21 protein-coding genes are annotated in these 22,104 nt (G+C 69.1%); 18 read left to right on the top strand and 3 right to left on the bottom strand.

The genetic code is table 11. The annotated features are described in order from the left end of the window. Positions 1-9 precede the first annotated feature (9 nt). The 10 genes from I9P22_RS01295 to I9P22_RS01250 all read left to right on the top strand — a co-directional run bounded on the left by I9P22_RS01295 (position 10) and on the right by I9P22_RS01250 (position 10,895). Entirely contained in the window at positions 10-168 is a 159-nt protein-coding gene (locus I9P22_RS01295; protein WP_233253141.1) for a DUF7697 family protein, read from the top strand. Then, the gene (locus I9P22_RS01290; RefSeq protein WP_199257616.1) at positions 161-2,578 is read left to right on the top strand and encodes a phage tail tape measure C-terminal domain-containing protein; all 2,418 of its coding nucleotides are present in this window, start codon (positions 161-163) and stop codon (positions 2,576-2,578) included. The genes I9P22_RS01295 and I9P22_RS01290 overlap by 8 nt, the downstream gene beginning before the upstream one ends. Continuing rightward, positions 2,578-3,204 (top strand): DUF2460 domain-containing protein, encoded by a 627-nt coding sequence (locus I9P22_RS01285; protein WP_199257615.1) that lies wholly within the window; start codon positions 2,578-2,580, stop codon positions 3,202-3,204. The genes I9P22_RS01290 and I9P22_RS01285 overlap by 1 nt, the downstream gene beginning before the upstream one ends. Beyond that, a complete protein-coding gene (locus I9P22_RS01280) occupies positions 3,201-4,085 on the top strand; it encodes a DUF2163 domain-containing protein (RefSeq protein ID WP_199257614.1) in 885 nt (294 codons plus the stop codon). The genes I9P22_RS01285 and I9P22_RS01280 overlap by 4 nt, the downstream gene beginning before the upstream one ends. Continuing rightward, the gene (locus I9P22_RS01275) at positions 4,082-4,528 is read left to right on the top strand and encodes an NlpC/P60 family protein (protein WP_199257613.1); all 447 of its coding nucleotides are present in this window, start codon (positions 4,082-4,084) and stop codon (positions 4,526-4,528) included. The genes I9P22_RS01280 and I9P22_RS01275 overlap by 4 nt, the downstream gene beginning before the upstream one ends. A 9-nt stretch (positions 4,529-4,537) precedes the next feature. Continuing rightward, positions 4,538-8,503: a baseplate multidomain protein megatron gene (locus I9P22_RS01270; RefSeq protein WP_199257612.1), complete on the top strand. Its 3,966-nt coding sequence runs from the start codon at positions 4,538-4,540 to the stop codon at positions 8,501-8,503. A gap of 10 nt (positions 8,504-8,513) precedes the next feature. Beyond that, positions 8,514-9,590 (top strand): DUF2793 domain-containing protein, encoded by a 1,077-nt coding sequence (locus I9P22_RS01265; RefSeq protein WP_199257611.1) that lies wholly within the window; start codon positions 8,514-8,516, stop codon positions 9,588-9,590. Positions 9,591-9,609: 19 nt separating this feature from the next. Beyond that, positions 9,610-9,897: a DUF6127 family protein gene (locus tag I9P22_RS01260; RefSeq protein ID WP_199257610.1), complete on the top strand. Its 288-nt coding sequence runs from the start codon at positions 9,610-9,612 to the stop codon at positions 9,895-9,897. A 69-nt stretch (positions 9,898-9,966) separates the two neighbouring features. After that, positions 9,967-10,641: a YcbK family protein gene (locus I9P22_RS01255; protein WP_199257609.1), complete on the top strand. Its 675-nt coding sequence runs from the start codon at positions 9,967-9,969 to the stop codon at positions 10,639-10,641. After that, positions 10,638-10,895, top strand: a complete 258-nt coding sequence (locus tag I9P22_RS01250) for a hypothetical protein (RefSeq protein ID WP_199257608.1) — start codon at positions 10,638-10,640, stop codon at positions 10,893-10,895. Before I9P22_RS01255 ends, I9P22_RS01250 begins: the two co-directional genes overlap by 4 nt. A gap of 178 nt (positions 10,896-11,073) precedes the next feature. Here the strand turns inward: I9P22_RS01250 and I9P22_RS01245 are convergent, their stop codons facing one another. Both I9P22_RS01245 and I9P22_RS01240 read right to left on the bottom strand, forming a co-directional pair. After that, on the bottom strand, positions 11,074-12,432 hold the full coding sequence (locus tag I9P22_RS01245) for an ATP-binding protein (protein WP_199257607.1): 1,359 nt from the start codon (positions 12,430-12,432) through the stop codon (positions 11,074-11,076). Beyond that, positions 12,429-13,088: a response regulator transcription factor gene (locus I9P22_RS01240; RefSeq protein WP_199257606.1), complete on the bottom strand. Its 660-nt coding sequence runs from the start codon at positions 13,086-13,088 to the stop codon at positions 12,429-12,431. Before I9P22_RS01240 ends, I9P22_RS01245 begins: the two co-directional genes overlap by 4 nt. Positions 13,089-13,232: 144 nt before the next feature. On the opposite strand from I9P22_RS01240, the gene I9P22_RS01235 reads away from it, so the two are divergent. The 8 genes from I9P22_RS01235 (at position 13,233) to I9P22_RS01200 (ending at position 21,072) form a co-directional block, all read left to right on the top strand. Beyond that, on the top strand, positions 13,233-13,547 hold the full coding sequence (locus tag I9P22_RS01235) for a PepSY domain-containing protein (RefSeq protein ID WP_199257605.1): 315 nt from the start codon (positions 13,233-13,235) through the stop codon (positions 13,545-13,547). Next, positions 13,540-14,211, top strand: a complete 672-nt coding sequence (locus tag I9P22_RS01230) for a cytochrome b/b6 domain-containing protein (protein ID WP_199257604.1) — start codon at positions 13,540-13,542, stop codon at positions 14,209-14,211. The genes I9P22_RS01235 and I9P22_RS01230 overlap by 8 nt, the downstream gene beginning before the upstream one ends. 186 nt (positions 14,212-14,397) lie before the next feature. After that, positions 14,398-14,772, top strand: coding sequence for a hypothetical protein (locus I9P22_RS01225; RefSeq protein ID WP_199257603.1), 375 nt, complete (start codon positions 14,398-14,400; stop codon positions 14,770-14,772). A gap of 38 nt (positions 14,773-14,810) precedes the next feature. Continuing rightward, positions 14,811-15,281, top strand: a complete 471-nt coding sequence (locus I9P22_RS01220) for a DUF2271 domain-containing protein (RefSeq protein ID WP_199257602.1) — start codon at positions 14,811-14,813, stop codon at positions 15,279-15,281. An 11-nt stretch (positions 15,282-15,292) separates the two neighbouring features. Continuing rightward, on the top strand, positions 15,293-17,500 hold the full coding sequence (locus I9P22_RS01215) for a PepSY domain-containing protein (protein WP_199257601.1): 2,208 nt from the start codon (positions 15,293-15,295) through the stop codon (positions 17,498-17,500). Further along, positions 17,481-18,461: an FAD:protein FMN transferase gene (locus tag I9P22_RS01210; protein WP_199257600.1), complete on the top strand. Its 981-nt coding sequence runs from the start codon at positions 17,481-17,483 to the stop codon at positions 18,459-18,461. The genes I9P22_RS01215 and I9P22_RS01210 overlap by 20 nt, the downstream gene beginning before the upstream one ends. Before the next feature lie 5 nt (positions 18,462-18,466). Then, positions 18,467-20,374 (top strand): heavy metal translocating P-type ATPase, encoded by a 1,908-nt coding sequence (locus I9P22_RS01205; protein WP_199257705.1) that lies wholly within the window; start codon positions 18,467-18,469, stop codon positions 20,372-20,374. Then, the gene (locus tag I9P22_RS01200; protein ID WP_174033615.1) at positions 20,371-21,072 is read left to right on the top strand and encodes a VIT1/CCC1 transporter family protein; all 702 of its coding nucleotides are present in this window, start codon (positions 20,371-20,373) and stop codon (positions 21,070-21,072) included. Before I9P22_RS01205 ends, I9P22_RS01200 begins: the two co-directional genes overlap by 4 nt. A 332-nt stretch (positions 21,073-21,404) precedes the next feature. On the opposite strand, the gene I9P22_RS01195 is transcribed toward I9P22_RS01200, so the two are convergent. Next, a complete protein-coding gene (locus tag I9P22_RS01195) occupies positions 21,405-22,103 on the bottom strand; it encodes a M48 family metallopeptidase (RefSeq protein WP_332908984.1) in 699 nt (232 codons plus the stop codon). Between the last annotated feature and the right edge of the window lies 1 nt (position 22,104).

Raw genomic sequence — 22,104 nt, 5'->3', positions numbered from 1 at the left:
CAGCTGCGGGTGCTGCCCGGCGCAGTCGTCGGCTGGGACATGTCGGCCGCGCTGGCGCTCGGTGACGCGCTCGGCGTGCCGCCGCTCGCCATGGCCGAACTTTTGCCCGTCATCGAAGCGGTGATGGTGGCCAAACTCAACGAACAGATGGAAAGCCCCAATGGCTGAAAAACGCGTCAGCGTCCGCCTTGCGGCGGTCGGTGGTCGGCAGGTGCGCGCCGAACTGGAAGGCGTCGGTGAAGCCGGTGCCCGAGGTTTCGGTCGGCTCAGCCGGGAAATGGAAGCGGCCAACACCCGGCTCGCGTCCTTCTCGCGCCGGGTGCGTGTGGCCGCCGCAGCCGCCGTGGCGGCCGCCGCCGCCGCTGGCATCGCCATGGTCCGCTCGGGGCTCCAGACCATCGACGCGCAGGCCAAGCTCGCGCAGTCCCTCGGCACCACCGTCGCCTCGATCCAGACGCTGGAGCGCGCGGGCGAGCTGGCGGGCGTTTCGATGTCCGGCATCGAACAGGCCACCAAGGATCTGACGCGCCGTCTCAGCCAGGCGGCCGCCGGGAGCGGCCCTGCCGCCGACGCGCTGGACCGGCTCGGGCTCTCGGCCAACGAGCTGATCGCCCTGCCACTGGATCAGCGCGTCGGCGCCATCAACGCGGCCATCGAGAGCTTTGTGCCAGCGGCCGAGCGCGCGGCCGTCGCGGGCCAGCTCTTCGGCGAGGAAGGCTCGATCGCCATGTCGCGGATCGACACGGCGACGCTGCGCCAGGCGACGGAGGATGTCCTCGCCTTCGGCGTCGTCGTGTCGGAGCAGGATGCCGACCAGATCGAGCGCACGAACGATGCCATTTCTCGGCTCGGGCTGATCTGGCGCGGGCTGTCGAACCAGCTGGCCGTCGCTGCAGCCCCCGCGCTGGAAGCGGTCGCCAACGCCATGGCGGCGGTCGCCAGCCGCACCGGACCGCTGGGCATCGCCATTCGCGGCCTCTTCGACAACATCGGTCGCCTGACCACCTATGCCGCGACCTTCGCCGCCTTCCTCGCGGGACGCTGGATCGCCGGCATGGCCGCAGCCGCGCTCTCCGTCCGAGGTCTCGCCACTGCGCTCGTCGTGCTGCGGGGCGCGCTGATCCGCACCGGTATCGGCGCGCTGATCGTCGGCGCGGGGGAGCTCGTCTACCAGTTCACCCGCCTTGTCTCCGGCGCGGGCGGTTTCGGCGAGGCGATGTCGCTCCTGAAGGACCTCGCGGTCGAAGTCTGGGAGCGGATCAGGATGGGCGCCGGTGCGGCGGGTGCGGCCGCCACCGCGATGTTCTTCGACCTGAAGGCGGATGCCGCCTCGGGCATGCAGAGCGCCATCGAGAGCGTGGTAGGCTTCGGCAACACGGCGGCGAACACGTTCGAGGGCGCCTACGAGGCGATCAAGGCGATCTGGGGTCTGCTGCCCGCCGCCATCGGCGATCTCGCGTTTCAGGCGGCCAACAGCCTGGTCGACGGCGTCGAGGCCATGCTGAACGGCGTGGTCTCGCGCATCAACGGCTTCATTGGCGGGATCAACCAGGGGCTGGAAGCGCTCGGGTCCGAGCGGCGCATCTCGCTGGTGCCCGACCTCGATCTCGGCGAGATCGAGAACCGCTTCGAGGGTGCGGCCAACGCTGCCACGACGGCGGCGCAGGCGGCGTTCGACCGGGCTTTCGAGAACAACCCGCTCACCGCACCCGATCTCGGTCTTACCGAGGCGGCAAACCGCGCGCTCGAGTCCGCGAACCTCTATCGCGGCGCCGCGCGCGATCTGGCCGAAGGTGCCCGCGCGCCCCTCGAAAGCTGGCAGGCGCTGCGGGATGCGGTGCGCGGCACTGACGAGGACGGCGCCGATGCGCTGGCCGAGGCCACGGCGGCGGCGGAGCGGTTCGAGACCGCGCTCGACGGCGCCGGGCAGGCGGCGACCGATGCCGGCGCTGCCGCAGGCGCGGCAGCATCCGCGGGCGCACCCAACGTCGAGACGGCCCTCACCGGCTGGCAGGCGGTCACGGCGGCGCTGTCGGACTACGCCAGCAAGGCGCGCGACATCGGCGGCGACATCGGCCAGAGCCTCGTCGGCGCCTTCCAGTCGGCCGAGAACGCCGTCGGCCAGTTCGTGAAGACCGGCAAGCTGAACTTCCGCGATCTCGTCACTTCGCTGCTCGCCGATCTCGCCCAGCTGGCGGCACGGCGGTTCATCCTCGGACCGATCGCAAACGCGCTCTCGGGCGTTCTCTCCGGCGCGGGCGGCATCTTCGCCAACGTCCTGCATGCGGGCGGGATGGTCGGATCGGCCGGACCCTCGCGGATGGTCCCGGCCATGGCCTTCGCCGCTGCGCCCCGGATGCATGCTGGCGGCATGGCCGGACTTCGTCACGACGAGGTGCCCGCGATCCTGCAGCGCGGCGAGCGGGTGCTGTCGCGCCGAGAGGCGCAGAGCTACGGCGCGGGCGGCGGCGTCAACGTCACCATCATGGCCCGCGACGCCGAGAGCTTCCGGCAGTCCCGGACGCAGGTCGCGGCCGACATCGCCCGCGCCGTGTCGCTCGGGCGGAGAGGCATGTAATGGCGTTTCACGAGGTCCGGTTTCCCGACAACATCAGTCGCGGCGCGCGCGGTGGACCGGAGCGGCGCACCCAGATCGTCGAGCTCGCCTCGGGCGACGAGGAGCGCAACGCCAGCTGGGCAAACTCGCGCCGCCGCTACGATGTGGCCTACGGCATTCGCCGCGCCGACGATCTGGCGGCGGTCGTCGCCTTCTTCGAGGCGCGCAACGGGCGCCTGCACGGTTTCCGGTTCAAGGATTGGGGCGATCACAAGTCCTGCCTGCCTTCGGGCACGCCGTCGCCGACGGATCAGTCGATCGGCACTGGCGACGGCACGACGACCGCCTTCCAGCTGGTCAAGCACTACGCCTCGGGCAGCCAGACCTGGACCCGGACAATCGCCAAGCCGGTCGCCGGCACGGTGCGGGTCGCGCTCGATGGCGCTGAGCAGATCGACGACTGGTCCGTCGATACGACCACCGGGGTCGTGACCTTCGACACCGCGCCGGCCGCGGGCGTCGCCGTCACTGCGGGCTTCGCCTTCGACGTGCCCGTCCGCTTCGACACCGATGCGCTCGACGTGACGCTCGACCTCGAGCGGCTCGGCTCGATCACCTCCATTCCGCTTCTGGAACTGCGCCGATGAAGACCCTCGATCCCGCCCTGCAGGCCCATCTCGACGAGGGCACGACGACGCTCGCCTGGTGCTGGCGGATCGCCCGCGCGGACGGCGTCGCCTTCGGATTCACCGATCACGACCGGACGCTCAGCTTCGACGGGACCGACTTCGAGCCGGAAAGCGGGCTGACGGCGTCCGAAGTGCGCTCGGGCTCGGACCTGTCGGTCGATGCGCAGGACGCCGAAGGCGTGCTGACCTCGGACCGGATCACCGAGACCGACATTCTCGATGGGCGCTGGGACAACGCCGAGGTCGAGGTCTGGCGGGTGAACTGGGCCGACACCGGCCAGCGCGTGCTGATGCGGCGCGGCGCCATCGGCCAGATCCGGCGCGGGCGCTTGGCCTTTGTGGCCGAGGTCCGCTCGCTCGCCCATGTGCTGGGCCAGACAGTCGGACGGGCCTTTCAGGCAACCTGCGATGCCGCGCTCGGCGACGCGCGCTGCGGGGTCGGCCTGGAGAATCCGGCGTTCAAGGGCGCGGGCGCCGTGATCGACGTGCTGCGCGACCGGGCCTTCACTGCCTCAGTGCTCGGCAGTTTTGAGGCCGGCTGGTTCACCTTCGGCACGGTCGAATGGACCTCCGGCGCGAACGCGGGGCGGCGCACCGAGGTGCTGGGCCATGATGTCACGGACGGCATCGCTGTGCTGACCCTGCTCGAGGCACCGGTGCGCGAGATCTCCGAGGGCGATGCCTTCACCATCCGTGCGGGCTGCGACAAGCGCATGGAAACCTGCGGCGCGAAGTTCGCCAACACGGCCAACTTCCGGGGCTTCCCGCACATCCCCGGTCAGGACGCGGTCCTGCGCTACGCGACGAAGGACGGCGGCCACGACGGAGGCGTGCTGTGACGCAACCTCTCGCATCGGCCGATCCTGAGCGCGTCATCGCCATCGCACGCTCCTGGCTCGGCACGCCGTATCACGACCAGGCGAGCCTCCGCGGCGTCGGCTGCGACTGCCTCGGGCTCGCACGTGGCGTCTGGCGCGAGGCCGTCGGCCCCGAGCCGTTCCCGATCCCGCCCTACAGCCGCGACTGGGGCGAGGCGGGCCCGCGCGAGGTCCTGGTGGAAGGCGCGCGATCCATGATGATCGAGGTGCCTCCCGTAGAGGCCGGCCCCGGCGCGCTGGTGCTGTTCCGCATGAAGCCCCGCGCCATCGCCAAGCATGTCGGCATCCTGACCGGGCCCGACAGTTTCCTCCACGCCTATGAGCGGTTCGGTGTGACCGAGGAACCGCTCACGCATTCCTGGCGGCGGCGCATCGCCTTCGCCTTCCTGTTCCCGCAACGCTGAGACCCGATCATGGCAACGCTTGTCCTCGGCGCGGCCGGCGCCGCCATCGGCGGTTCGATCGGCGGGGCGATCCTCGGCGTGAGTGCCGCGACCATCGGCGGCTTCATCGGCTCCAGTATCGGCTCTGTCGTCGACAGCTGGATCATCTCGTCGCTGGCGCCCACGCAGCGCATCGAGGGCGCGCGGCTCGACACGCTGCGCATCACCTCGGCCACCGAAGGCGCGGTGATCCCGCGCCTCTACGGGCGCATGCGCATGGGCGGCAACATCATCTGGGCGACGGACTTCCGCGAGGAGACCAAGACCACCACGCAGGGTGGCGGCAAGGGCGGAGGGGGCGGCAAGGTCAAGACGACCGAGTATCTGTACTACTCCTCCTTCGCCGTGGCGCTCTGCGAGGGGCCGATCACCGGCATCGGGCGCATCTGGGCCGACGGCAAGCCGATGGACCTCTCCGGCGTCACCTGGCGCTGGTATCCGGGCGACGAGGCGCAGACGGCGGACCCGTTCATCGCGGCCAGGATGGGCACGGCGAACACGCCCGCCTATCGCGGCACCGCCTATGTCGTCTTCGAGGAACTGGCGCTCTCCACCTATGGGAACCGCCTGCCGCAGCTCTCCTTCGAGGTGTTCTGCCCGCTGGCCGATCCCGACACCGCCGAGGGGCTGGTGCAGGCCGTGACGATGATCCCGGCCTCGGGCGAGTTCACTTACGCCACGCAGGCCATCCGCAAAACCGACGGCGGCGGGACACAGGCCGAAAACCTGAACGCGCTGGCAGACTCCACCGACATGGTGGAGGCCCTCGACCGGCTGCAGGCGATGGCGCCGGCGGTCGAGAGCGTCAGTCTCGTAGTCGCCTGGTTCGGCGACGACCTGCGCGCGGGATCGTGCAAGGTCCGGCCGGGCGTCGAGGTGTCGGCCAAGTCGACCACGCCCGCCAGCTGGTCGGTCAATGGCGTCAGCCGCGCCAGCGCCTTCCTCGTTAGCCGCGACGACCAGGGCCGCCCGGTCTACGGCGGCACGCCGTCCGACTTCGCCGTCGTGCAGGCGATCCAGGAGATGAAGGCGCGCGGGCTGCGGGTGACCTTCTATCCCTTCATCCTGATGGATGTGCCGCCGGGCAACACGCTGCCGAACCCGTATTCCGACAACGCCGCAGAGACTGGCCAGCCTGCCTTCCCCTGGCGGGGCCGGATCACCTGCTCGCCCGCTGCGGGGTTCGCAGGAACCGTGGACAAGACCGCCACGGCCGCAAACCAGGTCGCGGCGCTGTTCGGCGCGGCCACGCCCGCCAGCTTCAGCGTCTCGGGTCAGTCGGTTGCGTGGACCGGGCCATCCGGCGACTGGGGCCTGCGGCGCATGGTGCTGCACTACGCCCATCTTTGCGCGGCGGCGGGCGGCGTTGACGCCTTCCTCATCGGCACCGAGATGCCGGGACTGACCACGATCCGCTCGGGCGCGGCCACCTATCCGGCGGTGCAGGCGTATCGGGACCTCCTTGCCGATGTCCGCTCGATCCTCGGGTCCGCGACGAAGATTGGCTACGCGGCGGATTGGAGCGAGTATTTCGGGCACCAGCCCGGCGACGGCTCGGGCGACGTGCTCTTCCACCTCGATCCGCTCTGGGCCGACCCGGAGATCGATTTCGTCGGGATCGACAACTACATGCCGCTCTCCGACTGGCGGGACGGGTTCGAGCATGCCGACGCGGCCGAGGGCTGGCCTGCGATCTACGACCGCGGCTACCTGCAGACGAACATCGCGGGCGGCGAAGGCTTCGACTGGTTCTATGCCAGTGCGGCCGATCGCTCGGCACAGATCCGGACCGCAATCACCGACGGCGCCGCCGACAAGCCGTGGGTGTTCCGCTACAAGGATCTGCGCGCCTGGTGGTCGAACGCGCATTACGACCGCCCGGGCGGGGTGGAGAGCGGCACGCCGACGGCATGGACGCCGGAGTCAAAGCCGATCTGGTTCACCGAGCTCGGCTGCCCTGCCATCGACCGGGGCACGAACCAGCCGAACGTCTTCTTCGATCCGAAGTCATCCGAGAGCTTCACGCCGCATTTCTCGCGGGGCTGGCGGGATGACGCCATTCAGCGGGCCTATCTCGAGGCGACGTATCTCTGGTGGGGCGAGGCTGTGAACAATCCGGTGTCCTCGGTCTACGGCGGCCGGATGGTGCATGTCCCCGAATGCGCCGCCTGGACCTGGGACGCGCGACCATACCCGTTCTTTCCGGCCCTGACCGACGTCTGGACGGACGGCGCGAACTGGCGGCTCGGGCACTGGCTGACCGGACGTCTCGGGGCGGTGTCGCTGGCGGCCCTTGTCCGGCACCTCTGTCTCCGCGCCGGGCTGCCCGAGGACCGCATCGACGTCTCCGGCCTCTGGGGAGCGGTTGAGGGCTACGCCATCACGGCGCTCGAAAGCCCGCGCGCCTCGATCACCACGCTGTCGCGCCACTTCGGCTTCGACGCGGTCGAGACCGAGGGCGTTATCCGTTTCGTCATGCGCGGCCGGGCGTCTGTCGCGACCCTCACACCCGACGATCTGGTCGCCGCCCGCGAGGGCGACGTGCTGGAACTGACGCGCGGCCAGGAGACCGAACTGCCCCAGGCGCTGAAATGGCAGGTCGCCCGCGCCGACGAGGATTACGACGCGGCCCTCGTCGAAGCGCGGCGCATCACCGTGGATACGACTCGCATAGCCTCTGAGTCCTTCCCCATGGCCGTGCCGCCCGAGGAGGCCGAGCGCCGCTGCCGCCGTGCGTTGATGGAGGCGTGGGTGGGGCGCGAGACCGCGGCGTTCCGTCTGCCGCCGTCGCGTCTCGCGCTCGATCCGGCCGATGCGATCCGGCTCTCACATGACGGGAGGCTGATCGATCTGCGGCTCGTCTCCATCGCCGACGCCGAGGCACGCGGCATTGAGGCGGTGCGCCACGACAGAGCGACCTACGATCTGCCGCCCGGAGACCCTCGCGCGGCGTCGTTGACGCGCGCCGTGGTGTTCGGCGCGCCGGATGCGGTACTGATGGACCTGCCGCAGCTGACCGAGGACCAGCCGGCACACCGGCCACTGGTCGCCGCTCACGCGGTTCCCTGGCCCGGCGAGATGGCGGTGTTCCGCAGCCCCTCGACCGATGGCTTCGAGCTGCTGACCACGTTTGGCAGCCGCGCCCGGATCGGGATGCTGGTCACGGACTTCTACGCGGGGCCCACGTCTCGCTTCGACCTCGGCAATGCGCTGGTGGTCGATCTGCTGACCGGCACGCTGGAGAGCGTCACGGACCTGACCCTCTTCGGCGGAGCGAACGCGCTGGCCATCGAGAGCGCGCCCGGCGTCTGGGAGATCGTGCAGGCGGGCGTGGCCGAGTTGCTCGCGCCGGGACGCTACAGCCTGACGCGCCTGCTTCGCGGCCAGCGTGGCACCGAGGGCGCCATGGGCAACCCGGCTCCGGCAGGCGCACGGGTCGTCGTGCTGGACACCGCGCTGGCGTCCCTGCCAATCGCCGAGGCCGATCTCGGCATCCCGTGGAACTGGCGCATCGGCCCGGCGAGCCGCCCGGTCAGCGACGAGACCTACGTGGCGCAAGCCTTCACGCCCGCAGGCATCGGACTGCGGCCGTTCTCCGTCGCCCATGTCGAGCAGCCGTGGCGAAAACCCCGCACACCCGGCGACTTGGCGATCCGCTGGACGCGCCGGTCGCGCGCACTCGCGGCCGACAGCTGGGGCGGGCTGGAGGTGCCGCTGGCCGAGGAGATCGAAGCCTACGAGGTCGAGATCCTCGACGGCGCCACCGTGAAGCGGGTGCTGAGCACCGCCACCACCAGCGCGGTCTACACCGCCGCCCAGCAGACCGCCGATTGGGGCGCGCCGCTCGGCCCCGGCGACACGCTCGACGTCCGCATCTCCCAGCTCTCCGCCTTGGGCGGGCGGGGCGCGCCGAAAACCGTCACGCTCACGTTCTGAAAGCCAACCCATGTCCGACGCCACGACCCATCTCCTGCTGCCCTACATCCTCGCGGCACAGGCGCAGAAGCACGTCACCCACAACGAGGCGCTGCGGATCCTCGACGGGCTCGTCCAGCTTTCTGTCCTCGACCGGAATCTGACAGCGCCACCCGGTTCGCCTGCAGATGGCGACCGCCACATCGTCGGCTCCGGCGCGACGGGCGACTGGTCCGGCTGGGATCTGAACGTCGCGCTCTGGACCGACGGCGCCTGGCTGCGTCTGCCGCCGCGCACCGGCTGGCGCGCATGGGTCGAGGACGAGGGCCTGCTGCTGGTCTACGACGGCGCGGGCTGGATCGGCACCACGCCATCGACGCTGCAGAACATGGCACTGCTCGGGATCGGCACCACGGCCGACGCCTCGAACCCGTTCTCGGCCAAGCTCAATGCGGCGCTCTGGACGGCGAAGACCGTGGCCGAGGGCGGAACGGGCGATCTGTTCTACACCATGAACAAGGAGGCCGCGGGCGACGATCTCGGGCTGACCCTGCAGACCGGCTTCGTCACCAAGGCGCTGGTTGGGCTGTTCGGTTCGGACAGGTTCCGCCTGGCGGTCTCGGCCGACGGCAGCACCTTCTTCGACGGGCTCAGCGTCGACAACGCCACCGGCATCGTCGACCAGCCCCGGCTGCCCAGGTTCAAGGCGTATACCAACTACGACAACTATGTCGGCGTCGGGACCTGGACGAAGATCGGCCTGAACAACACCGACTACAACGACCAGGGCGCCTTCGACGCCACGAACAACCATTTCGTGGCGCCCGTGGACGGCACCTACCTCTTCGGCGCGACGCTACTCTACAAGGTCAACGCCAGCACGACCGCGCGCATGCGGGGGCGGCTGGTGCTGAACGGGACGACGGAAATCCGCGGCTCGATGGGTGAGACCTCCGCCACCCACGTCTCGCTCGCCACCGCGATCTGGCTGCAGACCATGGTCCCGCTGACGGCCGGCGATACCGTCGAGCTGCAGGGGTATTTCCGCGTGGCGGACGGCTATTTCGCCGCCGACCACACGTCCTTCTGGGGCTGCAAGATCGGCTAAGCGGCAGAAGGAGGATCCGATGACACCACCCCGATCCGAGGGCTTCGTGCGCATCCCCGATGCCGAGTTCGAGGCGATCCTGACCCGGGCGGCCGAGGAAGGCGCGAAGCGCGCGCTGGCCGATGTCGGGCTCGACGGCGACGAGGCCGCGCTCGACATCCGCGATCTTCGCTCCCTCGTGGACTGCATCCGGCTGGTGCGCCGCACCGCCATGCAGACTGCCGTCCGCATGATCACCACCGGCGTCATGCTGGCGCTGCTCGCGGGCATCGCCATCAAGCTGAAGATCTTCGGCGGCAGCCCGTAGCCGCTCAACACAACCATCAGCCCACCAGCACCCGCCCACGAGGCGGGTTTTTCGTTTTCGGAGGACCCCATGACCACGACGTTCTACGACCACTGGCGCGACGTGCCTGAGGGCACCTGGCGCTGGCCAAACTTCTCGCCTGCGGAAATCGCCTGCCGAGGTACCGGCAAGCTGCTGGTCAATGAACCCGCGCTCGACAAGCTGCAGGCGCTGCGTGACCGGCTGGGCAAGCCGCTGATCGTCCGCTCAGCCTATCGCAGCCCCGAGCACAACCGCGCCGTCGGCGGCGCGACCCGGTCGAAGCACATGGACGGCGCCGCCTTCGACATCGCCATGGCGAACCACGACCCCATGACCTTCGAGGCCGCGGCGCGCGAGGTCGGGTTCCTCGGCTTCGGCTTCTATCCGCGCTCGGGGTTCATCCATGTCGATCTTGGCCCCGCGCGTAAGTGGGGCGAGCGGTTCCCGGGCCGGGCGACGGCATTTGCAGCGGAGACGCCCCCCGCGCGCGAGGTGCTGGCTGACAGCCGCACGATGAAGGGTGGAGGCGCGGCCGGAGTGGCTACGCTGGGCGCAGCCGGCGTCGAGGTCGCCCAGAGCGTGTTGGCCGAGACCCAGACCGCTATCCTGCCGCTGGTGCCGTACCTCGACACGCTCCGCTGGGTGTTCATCGCCGTCGCGCTCGGGGGCATCGCGGTCACGATCTACGCCCGACTCGACGACTGGCGCCGGGGGCGGCGGTGATCGGTGGGCACCTCGCCGCGCTCGCCGGATCGGCATGGATGCGCACGGGGCTCCGCTATGGCGTCACGGCCCTCGCGATCCTGCTGTTCCTGCTGTCCCTGCGCCGCTCCGGCGAGCGCGCCGGCCGACTGACCGAGCAGCTCGAAACCATGGAGAAAACCTATGACGCCCAAAAGCGAATGCTCGAGGCAGCGGCGCGCCGTCCTCGTTCTCGCGACGATCTGGCTGAGCGGCTGCGCGACGGTCGGTTCTGACGGTAGCGGGCCAGGGGCGTGTCCGCCGGTCGTCGAGTACAGTAGGAAGTTCCAGGCGCGAGCGGCAGGGGAGCTGGACCTCTTGCCGGAGGGCTCGGCGATCGCAGAGATGATGAGCGACTACGCGGTGTTGCGGGAACAGGCGCGGGTGTGCTGATCCTCCGGCACTTGTCGCGGATTACGCGTCGCGCCCGGCGCCGAACCCGGGGCTATCGGTCGGCAAAATGAGTGATGCCTCGAAACCGGAAGATGCACCAGGCCGCGGCGATCTCAGAACGAGAGAGCTTCCGATCCGGTTCGCGATGGCCGCGACGATGGCTAGGCCAAGCCCGCTGCCATCGGTGCTTGCGTTCGCCCGTTCAAAGCGTGCCGTCAGGCGGTCGAGCATCTCGCGCGCCACCACGGGACCATCGTTCGCGACAACAAGGCGGCCGTCCGCAGTGAGCGTCACCTCGACAGCCAAATCTCCGGCTCCGTGACGGAGAGCGTTTTCCACGAGGTTCCGGCACAGGATAGCGAAGGCATCGGGGTCAATGTCCGACATGACAGCTGCGTCGGGTAGGTTCAGCGCGATGCGCCCCGGCGCGTCCGCGCGTGCGATGTCGTCCACCACGATTCGCGCGACAGTGCGCAGATCCGCGCTGCGGTCGATCCGCAGGCGCCCGCCTTCCGCCCGCGCCAGCTGTAGGAGGCGTTCCGACAGCCGGGTGAGGCGCTTGAGCGTCGCTTCGATCTCCGCCGCGCGCGCCCCAGTGGCGGGATCGCGGGTCTCGGACCGGAGCCGCTGCGCCTGCGCGATGGCGCCCGCGAGCGGTGTCCTGAGCTCGTGCGCGGCGTTGGCGGCGAAACTGCGCTCGGCCTCGAAGGCCTCTCGCAAGCGGGCCAGAAGGCCGTTGAGGGTCTCGGCCAGCGGACCGATCTCGCTCGGCAGCCCCTCGGCGGGAACCTCCGACAGGTCGCGGGCGCCGCGCGCCTCGAGGCGTGCGCGGAACCGGCGCAGCGGGTCGAGGCTGAAACGGACGGCGAGAATGACCGCCGTCAGCGCGACCGGCAGGACGATCAGCAGCGGCAGGCCGAGGCCCATCTGGATCTCACGCGCGACCGACGCGCGATGGGCCAGCGGCTCGGCCACGGTGATCCGGATCGTGTCCTGAAGCGCTGCGTCGCTGTAGAACCGGTGGGTGGCGGTCTGCCGGAACCCGGGTCCGTCCCAAGGCGGGAATACCGCCGCATCGGCCGCGTGGGATTGCAGCAGGATACGCCCCTCGGCATCCCGCACGAGGTAGGTGAAGAACTCGTCGTGCTCCCGGATCGGCGAGAGCCGCTGCGTCACGCCCTGATCTTCGCGGCCCACGATGTCGGTCACCGCCAGCGGGAGGATGCGTTCCGCAGTCTCTCGCAGGGCGCTGTCGAAGACCTCGTCCAGCTCGCCCCGGACGATGACGGTAGTCACCGTCGCCGCGAGCAGCCACAGCACCGTCAGCGCCAGGCCGAGCGACAGACCAAGCCGGCCCTGAAGGCTGGCCGGCCATCTCATGGACGGCCCAGCCTGTAGCCCATGCCGCGCTCGGTCTCGATGACCGAAGCCCCGAGCTTCTTGCGCAGGCGGCTCACATGGACCTCGATCGTGTTGCTCTCGACCTCGGCGTCGAAGGCGTAGAGCTTCTCCTCCAGCTGCGCCTTGGACAGAAGCTGACCGGGGCGCGCGAGAAAGGCTTCGAACAGCGCCCATTCCCTTGCGGTCAGTTGCACCGCCTTGCCGTCGCGATGGACGCTGCGGGCGGCGAGATCGATTTCCAGCGGCCCGTGTGTGACGATGGGGTTCGGGTTGCCGCTGTAGCGTCGAGCGACCGAGCCGATGCGGGCGGTGAGTTCGGCCAGGTCGAAGGGCTTCACGAGATAGTCGTCGGCGCCCGCGTTCAGCCCCTCGATCCGGTCGGACACCTGGTCGAGCGCGGTCAGGATGATGACCGGCGTCACGTCTCCGCGCGTGCGCAAGCCCTTGAGGAACCCGATCCCGCGACCGTCCGGCAGCATCAGGTCGAGAAGGATCAGGTCGTAGGAGGTTGTTTTTACCGCATCTCCGGCCGCATCGAGGCGCGTCACCCAATCCACCGACTGGCCATCGGCCGCGATCTGGTCGCGCACCGCGGCGCCAAGCACCGTGTCGTCCTCGATCAGCAGGATGCGCATGCTCGTTCCCGTCCTCTTCCGATGACCCTCCATGATCCGTCTGGCTGACACGAAGCTGAAGCGGGTGGTCGCGTCCCTTCAGGCTGCCGTCAGCTTCGCCGCGCATGAATTTCGTCAAGATGGCCGCAGCGAGGAGTTTGACCCATGAAGAAGACATTGACAATTCTCGGCTTTCTCGCGCTCGTTCCGGCCGGTGTCGCGCTGGCGGACGACGACTGCTTCGTGCCGATGGCCGACTGGCAGCCGCGCGACGCCGTCGCCCGGTTGGCCGAGGAGAACGGCTGGACGGTGCGCAGGATCAAGATCGACGACGGCTGCTACGAGATCGACGGCCGCGACGCCGAGGGGCGCCGGATCGAGGTGACCGTTCATCCGGCGACGCTGCAGGTGATCGAGTTCGAATACGAGGACGACGACGATCGCCCCCGCCGTGATCGCGAAGGAGGCGACGATGACTGACGCAACCTCACACCCGGCGCCGGAAAAGAACGCGGCGCCGAGCAGCAAGGTCCGTGTCTGGGACCCGCTGGTCCGGGTGTTCCACTGGGGCCTGGTCGCGGCCTTCGCGACCGCATGGCTGACTGCGGACGAGCTGCAAACCGTGCACGAGATCGCAGGCTATACAGTCGCAGGTCTGGTGGCCTTCCGGCTTGTCTGGGGCCTCGTCGGCAGTCGCTACGCGCGCTTCGCCCATTTCCTGAGGGGGCCTCGCGAAACGCTGGCCTATCTCGGGGACATGACCCGCGGGCGCGAGCGGCGTTACCTCGGCCACAATCCGGCCGGCGCCGCGATGATCGTGGCGCTGCTGGTCACGCTGTCCGGTACGGCTTTCACCGGCTGGCTCATGGAGGACGAGGCCCGTCTGGCGATGCTTCCGTCCATGCCCGCAATCGTGGCACCCGCATGGGCCGACGACGACGGCGACGAGCGGGAATACGGCGCGCCGGGCGAGGTCGAGGGACCGCTGAAGGAGGTCCACGAGACGCTTGCCAACCTGATGCTGCTGCTCGCCGCGCTGCATGTGGGCGGTGTCGTGCTGGCCTCCTTCCGGCACCACGAGAACCTGGCGCGCGCCATGGTGACGGGCGACAAGCGCGGCCCCGGTCCCGCCGACATCGCCTGACGGTACCTAACCCCAAGGCCGACCGTCCCTTCGGCCCCGCCTGGCCTCGCCCTCACGGGCGGGGCCTTTTTCTTTCGGAAGCCGCTTTCTTCCTGACAGCAAGCTGAAGCGGGAATCGCCGACGCGTCAGGAAGCCCTCAGGTCGGATCTCCAGATTGTCTCCAGCAGACAAAAGGAGACCCTGCCATGAAGAAGACCCTGACACTTCTGGTCGCGTCCACGGCGCTGACCGCCGCGATCGGCGTCCCCGCCTGGAGCGCGATGCAATCCCCGCCCGATAGCGTCCTTCGGTCCGTCGCCGCTCTCTTCGATGACGCCCCGCAAGCGATGCCGCTCGTTCTCGCAAGCGACGATGACGACGACGATGACGACCGTTGGCGGGACGGTTCTCGTCGCGGCCACGACGACGACGATGACGATGACGACGATGACTGCGACGACGACGATGACGACGACGATTGCCGCGGTGGCGCTCGCAATCCCGCGCCCGCCGGCACGGTCGCCCCTCCGCAGAACGGCCTCTTCGGCAACGGTGCGCCGCCGCAGGTTCAGGTCAACTGAACCGCTCTCAAGCTCCTCTGCCAAAAAGGATCATCCCGATGAAATCGTTTCTCGCAACGCTCGCGCTGACCACCGCGTTGACGCTCCCCGGCCTGGCCATGGCACGGCCGGTGACGCTCACCACGACCCTCAACAATTACGGCGGCGACGGGGCCTATCTCGCGCTCTACGTCACCGACACCTCGGGCGCCTATGTCGGCAGTCTCTGGATGGCTGGCGGCAAGTCCAAGTACTACGAGCACCTCAGCGACTGGTACCGCGCCACCGGCGGCGACACCGCGCAGGTGAACGGCATCACCGGCGCCAGCGTCGGCGCGGGCCGCACGCTCGAGATCACGCTCGACCTCGCCGACGCGCTCTTCGACGCGGGCTACACGCTCCACATCGACGCGGCGGTCGAGGACATGCGCGACAGCCCGAACGAAGTGGCCGTCCCGCTCACGACCGATGGCGCGGGCACGCCGGTGGGCGGCCGCCGCTACATCGCCAGCTTCGCCTACGACATGTGAGGATCGGGGCCATGATCCGTGCACTCCATCGCTGGCCGGGTCTCTTGGCCCTCGCGCTCGTCACCGTCCTGAGTCTGAGCGGCGCGGCGCTGTCGGTCTTCCCTGCGGCCGAACGGCTTGCCGCCCCGCAGGCGGAGACCGGGCTCACGGTCGCCGCCCTCGCGAACCGCATCCAGGCGGTCTATCCGGGCGTCGAGCAGATCCGCCGATCACCCTCGGGCCGGATCACCGCCTACTGGTTCGACCAGGGCGCGCCGGGCGCTGCCGTGATCGACCCGGCGACGGGTGAGGGCGTTGCCTCGGCCGACCCGAACCAGGCCGAACGCTGGCTCACCAACGTGCACCGTTCGCTGTTCCTCGGCGACGGCGGGCGCATCGCCATGGCTGCAGGGGCTGCCGCGATGCTGATCCTCTCGCTCTCCGGCGCGGCGCTGGTGGCGCGGCGGGCGGGAAGCTGGCGACACTGGTTCGCGCGCTTGCGCGGACCGCTCGCGGGCAGGCTGCACGTCGAGATCGCCCGGATTGCTGTCGTCGGCTTCGTTCTGTCCTCCACGACCGCCCTCTGGATGACGGCCTCCACCTTCGATCTTCTGCCGGATGGAGGCGCCATAGCGGCCGCCCCGACCGAAGTCAGTGGAGAGACGGGGTTCGCGCTGGACCGGATGGCCACACTGCAGCAGACGCCCGTCGCCGAGTTGCGCGAGCTGAGCTTTCCCTATCCCGGCGACGCTACGGACGTCTTCACGCTGAAGACCGACCGTGGGACCGGGTATCTCGATCAGGGCACCGGGGCGCTGCTGGCCTGGACTGACCTGACCGGGTGGGAACGCGTTTCGGAAACCATCTACATGCTGCACACCGGACAGGGTGCGGCGACGCTTGGCCTCGTTCTGGGCCTGATGGCGCTCGGCGTCCCGGCCATGGGCGTGACTGGCGTTGTCGTCTGGCTCGCGGGACGGAGGGGGCGGCCGCGCATCCGAAGCAATCAGCCCGCGGGACGTGCCGAGACGATCCTGCTCGTCGGCAGCGAGGGCGGCAGCACCTGGGGATTTGCGGCCACGCTCCACACCGCACTGACGCAAGCCGGGCAGAAGGTGCACACAGCACCGATGTCGGCCTTCGCGCCAGAACGCTACGCTACGGCCCAGCGGATCATCCTACTCGCCGCAACCTATGGCGACGGCGCGGCGCCCGCCTCGGCGAAGGGCTTTCTCGACCGGCTGAACGCTTCCGACCGGGCGCCGGACATTTCTCTGGCGGTGCTCGGCTTCGGCGACCGCAGCTTTCCGGCCTATTGCGCCTTCGCAAGGGACGTCGCGGCAGCGGCGCAGGCGAAGGGTTGGCCCGAGCTTCTGCCGCTCGACACAATCGACCGGCAATCGCCGCAGGATTTCGCCCGTTGGGGCCGTGCGCTGGGAGACGCTCTCGGCATTGCGCTCGAACTGTCGCATCAGCCGGTTCTGCCGAAAACCGAGACGCTGACCCTCGTATCGCGCCGCGACTACGGCGCCGAGGTGCAGGCCCCGACGGCGATCCTCCGTTTCGCGCTTCCGCACGTCTCACTCTGGCAACGGCTGCGAGGCGACGGCTTCGCGCGGTTCGAGGCCGGTGACCTGATCGGCGTCCTTCCGGAGGGAAGTCTCGTCCCGCGGCTCTACTCGCTCGCCTCCGGACGCCGCGACGGCTTCATCGAGATCGTGGTCAAGAAGCTTCCCGGCGGCCTCTGCTCGGGTCAGCTCACAGCGCTGGAACCTGGCGACACGGTGAGCGCCTTCTTGCGCCCCAACCCCGGCTTCCGTCCGGGCCGAAGCCGGGCGCCCCTGATCCTGATCGGCGCAGGGACCGGCATCGGGCCGCTCGCGGGCTTTGTGCGCGGCAATACGCGCCGCAGGCCGATCCATCTGTTCTTCGGCATGCGCCATCCCGATAGCGATTTCTTCTACGGCGAGGAGTTCCCCGGATGGCAGGACGAAGGGCGTGTAAGCCGGCTGGTCACGGCCGTCTCGCGCGGGGCGCGTCCCCATTACGTCCAGGACGCGCTGCGCAGCGAGGCCACTCAGGTCGCAGAGCTCATCCGCAATGGCGCGCGCGTGATGGTCTGCGGCGGACGGGACATGGCCGCCGGCGTGGCCGAGGCGCTGGCCGAGATCCTCGCGACCTCCGGGCTGACGCCGGCGGTCCTGAAGGCGGAGGGGCGGTATGTCGAAGATGTCTACTGAGCTGACGAGGCACGCCCTGAATGGGGCGACCATGGGCACGCGCTGGTCGGCGCTGTTCTTCGCGGAGCCGGACTTCGACCCGGCCCCGATCCGCGCGGCGCTGCAGGCGGCTGTGGACGAGGTGGACGGACAGATGTCGACCTGGAACCCGGGCAGCGACCTGATGCAGCTCAATGCGGCGCCGGTGGGAGAATGGGTGACGGTTCCAGCCCGTCTCGCCGAGGTGCTGCGCCTCGGCCTCGAGATCGGGCGTGCCTCGGGCGGAGCCTTCGATATCGGCATGGGCGATGCGGTGACAGCCTGGGGCTTCGGACCGGAGGCCGCCGCGCCGGATGGCATCCGCGCCGCGATGGAAACCTCGCGCCGCCCGGCACATGAGGTGCTGGAGATGGACGACGCCCGCGTGCGCAAGGCCGCAGTCCTGAAGCTCGACCTCAACGGCATCGCCAAAGGCTATGGCGTCGACCGGCTCGCCGAGACGCTGCGCGATCATTGGATTTCCGATGCCCTCGTCGGGATCGATGGAGAGATGCGTGCAATGGGCCTCCGGCCGGACGGTGAGGCGTGGACCATCGCGGTCGAGGCGCCGGACGCCGAGCGCCGGACGCCGCATTCGATCCTCGCGCTGCAGGATGCCGCCGTCGCCACCTCGGGCGACTACCGTCACTGGGTCGAGGTGCAGGGGCGCCGCCTGTCGCACACAATGGACCCGAGGCGGGGAGTGCCGCTGATCGCGTCGCCGGCCTCCGTCACCGTCGTGGCCCGCACCTGTGCCGAGGCCGATGCGTGGGCGACGGCCCTCATGGTGCTTGGGCCGGACAAAGGTGCTGCGCTCGCAAGACGAAGCGGGCTCGACGCCCTGTTTCTCTTGCGCGATGATGATGCCAGCGCACGGGGCGTGGGAGTCGGACGACTATTTTCCGAAGAGCCAGCGGCAATCGCCTCAGCCGAGGGGAGATGAGCCGCATGGAAACGACACGGACCGACCGCTTCAAGACCGCTATCCTGCTCATTGCCGCGACCGGCCTGATTGCGGGACTTGCCTTCTACTTTTCCGGCCGACCCGAAGCAGCGAACCTGATCTGGATCGCCGGCGTCGTTCCCGCGCTCGCTGCACTCGTGGTCGAGATTCTGCGCAGCCTGCGCTCCGGCGAGGTGGGCCTCGATATCGTCGCAGCGCTGTCGATGTCGGCGGCGCTCGTCTTCGGCGAGACCCTCGCCGCGGCGGTGGTCGCGGTGATGTATTCCGGCGGCACATTCCTCGAAGCCTTCGCCGAAGGCCGCGCCCGGCGCGAGATGCACGACCTCCTCTCCCGCGTGCCGCGGACCGCGACCCGCCACCGCAACGGCGGGCTGGAGGAGATCCCGCTCGACCACATCGCGCCCGGCGACCGCCTCCTGATCCGTCAGGGCGACGTGGTGCCGGTGGACGGCACGGTGGCCTCGGAGACGGCCTTCGTCGACACCTCCGCGCTGACGGGCGAGTCCCTGCCAGTGCGCCTCGCCCACGGCGCCGAAGCCATGAGCGGCTCCACAAACGCAGGCGAGGCGTTCGATCTGACGGCGACGAGAGAAGCCAAGGACAGCACTTATGCCGGGATCGTCCGGCTGGTCGAGGAGGCGCAGGCCTCGAAGGCGCCGATGTCGCGGCTGGCCGACCGTTGGTCGCTGGGGTTTCTGGCGGTCACGGTCAGCATTGCCTTCGCTGCATGGTGGTTCACCGGCGACCCGATCCGGGCCGTCGCCGTGCTCGTCGTCGCCACGCCCTGTCCGCTGATCCTGGCCGTGCCTGTGGCGCTGGTGGCCGGGCTGTCGCGTGCCGCGCATTTCGGGGTGCTGATAAAGGGCGCGGGACCGCTCGAGACGATGGCGCGCATCCGAACGCTGATCCTCGACAAGACCGGCACGCTGACGGACGGCCGGCCGCAGATCGTCTCGATTGATAGCCAGGAGGGGATGGCGGAGGACGACATACTGCGCCTCGCTGCGGCGCTCGACCAGGCGTCCAAGCACCCCGTGGCGCAGGCCATCGTTGCGGCCGCGAAGGCGCGCGGCTTCACGCTGCCGGTTCCGTCGGACGTGGCTGAGATCCCGGGTGAAGGCGTCGTGGGCCATGTCGAGGGCCGGAAGGTCATCGTCGGCGGCGATGCCTTCGTCGCCTCCCGCGTCGGACGGAGGCCCGGCGATCATTCGGCCATTGCCGCCGGGTCGGTCCTCGTCGCGGTCGCGGTCGACGGGCGCATGGCGGGGCATCTCGTGATGTCCGATCCCCTGCGCGACGGCGCGGGCGCCATGCTCGACGGGCTGCGCGGCGAGGGGATCGCGCGAATCCTGCTCGCCACCGGCGACCGCGCCGACGTGGCCGAGCGCGTGACCGAGGGGCTTGGCCTCGACGGGCTGCGCGCCGGGCTCACGCCCGTCCAGAAGGTTCTGCTGGTTCTCTCCGAGCGCAAGCGCGGGCCCGTGATGATGGTTGGCGACGGCGTCAACGACGCGCCGGCCCTCGCGGCGGCCGATGTGGGTGTCGCGATGGGCGCACGCGGGGCCGCTGCATCGGCGGAGGCGGCAGACGTCGTGCTGTTGGTCGACCGTATCGACCGGCTCGGGCCGGGGATCGAGATCGCGCGCGGCGCGCGGCGCATCGCTGTTGAAAGCGTTGTCGCCGGGATCGGGCTGTCGGTCATGGGCATGATCGCGGCGGCTTTCGGCTATCTCACTCCGGTGCAGGGTGCGCTCCTGCAGGAGGTCATCGACGTTGCAGTTATCCTGAACGCCCTCCGTGCGCTGCGCATCGCGCCCCATGAACCCACCACTCCGAAACCAAAGGCTGTCTCCTCCGGGCAGGACGACATCGCGCAAGGAGCCACGCCATGAGCCGCCTCTCGCATTCCGAAATCCACATGGTGCATCGCATCGGCTGGCTGCGGGCCGCCGTTCTCGGCGCCAACGACGGGCTCGTCTCGACGGCAAGCCTCGTGGTCGGCGTCGCCGCGGCAGGATCGGGAAAGCCGGAGGTCCTGATCGCGGGGCTGGCTGGCCTCGTGGCCGGTGCGATGTCCATGGCCGCAGGCGAATACGTCTCGGTCAGTTCGCAGACTGATGCGGAACAAGCCGATCTTGCCCGCGAGACCCGCGAGCTGGCGGAAACGCCTGAGGCAGAGCTCGAGGAGCTCACCCGGATCTACGTAGAACGGGGGCTGGATCGCGACCTGGCGGAAAAGGTGGCCCACCAGCTGACCGAACGCGACGCGCTCGGATCGCATGCCCGCGACGAACTCGGCATCTCCGAGACCGTGACGGCACGCCCGATCCAGGCGGCGCTGGTCTCAGCTCTCACATTCGCCGTGGGTGCGGTCGTTCCGCTGATCGTCGTTCTATTGGCGCCTGAAACGTCGATTGCGCTGTTCGTGGCGGCATTGACGATCGTCGGCCTCGCGGTCCTCGGCGGTCTGGGCGCATCCGCCGGCGGCGCTGGTATCATTCGGGGCGCTGCGCGGGTCACCCTCTGGGGCGCTCTCGCAATGGCTGCGACAGCAGCGGTGGGGGCGCTGTTTGGCGTCACGGTGGGCTAGCAATTACTGGGTTTTTGGGTGGAGAAGGTTCGACGTCAGGCCCATCCCCTCCGCCACTTCCCTTCAAGGAATCGTTCTCCCGATCCCGCCTCGGCCGGATTTTCCCGTTGCTTTCGAGGGTTATGCGCGCTTGGCTTTGCACTGGCGTCCTCGCTGCAGCAGCCGGAATGGTTCTCTGAAGCCCGATATTCTCCGGACCTCTCGACTGCGAGCATCCGGTGTAGAGCCCGTAACCGATTGAAAATATAGGGGCAGATCCTCGCGCCACCTGAACACTTCGACGCCGGTGGCGTTCGTGAGATGGAACAGAAATCGAACTCCTGCAGCGAGCTTCAATCCGACAGGGGAAGCGCGTTGAGGTCTGACCGGATTTGTCGCCACCCCGGCATGTTTCGATCGAGGGTGTTCAAGAAGAGCTCGTCGTGTCGCGGTGATACGAAATGGGCCATTTCATGCAGGATGACGTAGTCGAGGGCGGCCAGAGGCTTCTTCGCCAGGTCGAGGTTCAGCCACACGAGCCCCTTTTCGGGATTGAAGCTGCCCCACTTCGTCTTCATCAACCTGATGCCCCACCGCGGTACCGGTACGCCCAGCCGATCCGACCACTTGACAATACGGGGAGCGGCCTTTTCCCGCAGCTGCGATCGGTACCACGTCGACATCCTGCGTGCATTCTGATCGGGCGTTGAGCCTGCTGGCACCAACATCGTCAGGCGATCCGAAGCGTCTGGACGGATTGCGCAGCGGTTCTTGTCGGTCGGCTGGACCAGAAGCCTGAGCGGTTTCCCGAAGACAAAATGGGTTTCGCCTGAGACATACCGGCGTTCGGATTGGCGGGCCTGACCCTCGAACTCGCGCTGCTTTTTCTTGATCCAGCCGAGCCGGGTCACAACCGCCACCCGGACAGCGTCTTCGCTGATGGCTGGAGGGGCAGCGACCCGCACGCGACCGGCCGGAGGATAGACCCCGATATGCAGGTTCTTGATCGGTTTGCGGACCAGTTCTACCGACAGCCCGGCGATCTCGATCACT

Origin of the sequence: Paracoccus binzhouensis, from assembly GCF_016446475.1 — a bacterium.
GTDB classification, from domain to species: domain Bacteria; phylum Pseudomonadota; class Alphaproteobacteria; order Rhodobacterales; family Rhodobacteraceae; genus Paracoccus; species Paracoccus binzhouensis.
Note: the sequence above shows the minus strand (reverse complement) of the source record. Positions and strands in the feature narration are given on the sequence as shown.